Source organism: Dietzia sp. UBA5065 (genome assembly GCA_002415925.1).
GTDB lineage: Bacteria > Actinomycetota > Actinomycetes > Mycobacteriales > Mycobacteriaceae > Dietzia.
In genome coordinates this window covers 1-2,652 of record DIAZ01000040.1, presented here as the reverse complement: position 1 = coordinate 2,652, position 2,652 = coordinate 1, and the positions used below count along the sequence as shown (strand labels likewise).

Sequence of the window (2,652 nt, the reverse complement as noted above, 5' to 3'; positions counted from 1 at the left end):
CTGGTAGGTGGCGCCACCGACGCGGCGGGAGCGGACCTCGAGAGCGGGCTTGACGTTGTCCAGCCCCTTCTTGAGGGTGACGACCGGGTCGGTGCCGGTCTTCTCGCGGCAGATCTCCAGCGCGGAGTAGACGATCCGCTCGGCGGTCGTCTTCTTCCCGTCGAGGAGGATCTTGTTGACGAGCTGGGTGACCAGCGGCGATCCGTAGACCGGATCGGCGATCAGCTGGCGCTTCGGGGCGGGACCCTTGCGAGGCATTACTTCTCCTTCTTGGCGCCGTAGCGGGAGCGGGCCTGCTTGCGGTCCTTGACGCCCTGCGTGTCGAGCGAGCCGCGGATGATCTTGTACCGCACACCCGGGAGGTCCTTCACACGACCGCCGCGGACGAGCACCATCGAGTGCTCCTGGAGGTTGTGGCCCTCGCCGGGGATGTAGGCCGAGACCTCGACACCGCTGGTGAGACGCACGCGGGCGACCTTGCGGAGCGCGGAGTTCGGCTTCTTGGGGGTCGTGGTGTACACACGGGTGCACACGCCGCGGCGCTGCGGCGAGCCCTTGAGGGCCGCCGTCGCGGACGACGACTTCTTGTCCTGGCGGCCCTTGCGGACCAGCTGGTTGATGGTTGGCATGAACCGACTTTCTCTAGCTGGCGGCCTCCGTACGGGGTGGCCACCGGTCACTGGGACGTTGCTCGTATCCGGACTCTCGCGCTCCCCGACGGGCGCACGGGCGACCTCGTCAGCCGCTCTCGCTGGCCTACTGGGCACGATCCTCCAGCTCGCGTACTGCGAGCACGATGGTCAAGCCTAACCGCCATCGGGAGGATCGGTCAAAACGTGGCCGCCGCGACACCCGCGGCGTGCGGTTCCGCGTCCTGGGCGAGCACCAGGTCGAGGGTCTCCGCCCAGAAGCCGATGACCTTCTCACGGCGCAGGGAGTCGTCGGAGAGCACGTCGGCCAACCCGAGTCCGCGGGCCAGGTCGAGGGTGGTCTGGAGCGACCTCCGCACCCTGGGCTCCGCGGGGTCGCGGTCGAGCGCGGCGGCGGCGATCGCCAGCACCTCCCGGGACATGTGGTTCTCCAGCGGCAGCACGCGGTCGCGGAGCGCGGGATCGCTGGCCGCCGCGGTCCACACGTGGAGCGCCGCCTTGAACAGGTCGGAGGTGTAGTGGTCGACGATGAGCCGGACGACGGCGACGGTCCGCTCGGGGCCGGGGGCGGGGAGATCGAGTCCGACGGTGCGCACGTTCTCCAGACGCTGCTCGATCATGTGCCCGAGGGCGGCGGTGATGAGGTCCTCGCGGGTGGGGAAATGGTGTTGCGCGGCCCCCCGTGAGACGCCGGCGGCGGCGGCCACCGCTCCCACGGTGGTCGCCGCCCAGCCCTGCGTTGCGAGGAGGTCGATCGAGGCACTGAGCAACCGCTCCCGTGTGATCCGGCTTCGGTCCTGCTTGGGGGCGCGCTGCTCGGGTGCCGTCATTCTTCCTCCTGTTACCAGTCCTGCTCGTCGTAGATGATCACGCCGCGAAGGTTCTTGCCGTCGCGCATGTCCTGGTAGCCCTGGTTGATCTCCTCGAGCCGGTACGTCTTGGTGATGAGCTCGTCGAGCTTGAGGCTCCCGGCGCGGTACTGGTGGAGCAGGTGCGGGATCTGCTTGCGCGGACCGGTGCCGCCGAAGATGGCCCCCTGCAGCGTCTTCTGCTGCATGGCCAGGTCGAGGATCGACAGCTGCGCGTCGACGGCCATCATGTTGCCCAGCCCCACGACCACACAGCGCCGACCCTTGCCGGTGAGCGAGAGCCCGGGCAGCAGGTGCTCGCCGTGGACCTCACCCATGGTCAGCAGGACCAGGTCGGCCATGCGTCCCCAGCTGAGCTCGCCCACCAGTGCCATGGCCTCGTCCATCGAGGCACACGTGTGGGTGGCCCCGAACTCGAGCGCCTTCTCCCGCTTGAACTCCACCGGGTCGACCGCCACGATCACCCGGGCCCCGGCCGCCGCGGCCCCCTGGACCGAGTTGATGCCGATGCCGCCGACGCCGACGACCACCACGACGTCGCCCTCCTTGGCCTTGCCGATCTCGGTCGCGGAGCCCCAGCCCGTGCACACGCCGCAGCCGAGCAGGGCGGCCTTGTCGAGCGGGATGTCCTTCTCGATCACGATGACCGAGGACTGGTGGACGGTGACGTACGGCGAGAACGTCCCCAACAGGCACATGGTCGCGACGGGCTCACCGTCGGCGGTGTGGATCCGGTAGGTGTCGTCGGCGATCGCCCGACCGGACAGCAGGCCGGCGCCGTTGTCGCACAGGTTCTGCAGTCCCTCGGAGCAGGGCGGGCAGGTGCCGCAGGCGGGGATGAACGCCAGGACGACGTGGTCACCCTCCTGGATGCCCGTCACCCCCTCGCCGACCTTGGTCACGATTCCCGCACCCTCGTGACCGCCCATGATCGGGTACGTCTCGAACTGCAGGTCCCCGGTGAGCAGGTGCTCGTCCGAGTGGCAGAGACCGGAGGCGGCCAGCTTGACCTGAACCTCCCCGACCCGGGGGTCACCGAGATCGACCTCGACGACCTCCCAACCGTCCTGCTTCGGCTCACGAATGATGGCGGCCTTGGTGCGCATGGAAGTACTCCTCGAATGAGAGTTGAT

General features: G+C 68.9%; 3 protein-coding genes and 1 pseudogene. All 4 read right to left on the bottom strand.

Translation table 11 applies throughout. The features are described 5' to 3' along the window. A pseudogene (locus B4M60_RS02920) lies at window positions 1-258 on the bottom strand (30S ribosomal protein S7); the annotation flags it as partial. Further along, on the bottom strand, window positions 258-629 hold the full coding sequence (gene rpsL, locus B4M60_RS02915; protein WP_291080126.1) for a 30S ribosomal protein S12: 372 nt from the start codon (window positions 627-629) through the stop codon (window positions 258-260). The gene rpsL and the pseudogene B4M60_RS02920, both read right to left, overlap by 1 nt. Before the next feature lie 200 nt (window positions 630-829). After that, window positions 830-1,480 carry a TetR/AcrR family transcriptional regulator gene (locus tag B4M60_RS02910; protein ID WP_291080124.1) on the bottom strand — a complete coding sequence of 217 codons (651 nt, stop codon included), beginning with the start codon at window positions 1,478-1,480 and terminating at the stop codon, window positions 830-832. An 11-nt stretch (window positions 1,481-1,491) separates the two neighbouring features. Continuing rightward, window positions 1,492-2,625: an NDMA-dependent alcohol dehydrogenase gene (locus tag B4M60_RS02905; protein ID WP_291080122.1), complete on the bottom strand. Its 1,134-nt coding sequence runs from the start codon at window positions 2,623-2,625 to the stop codon at window positions 1,492-1,494. Window positions 2,626-2,652 lie beyond the last annotated feature (27 nt).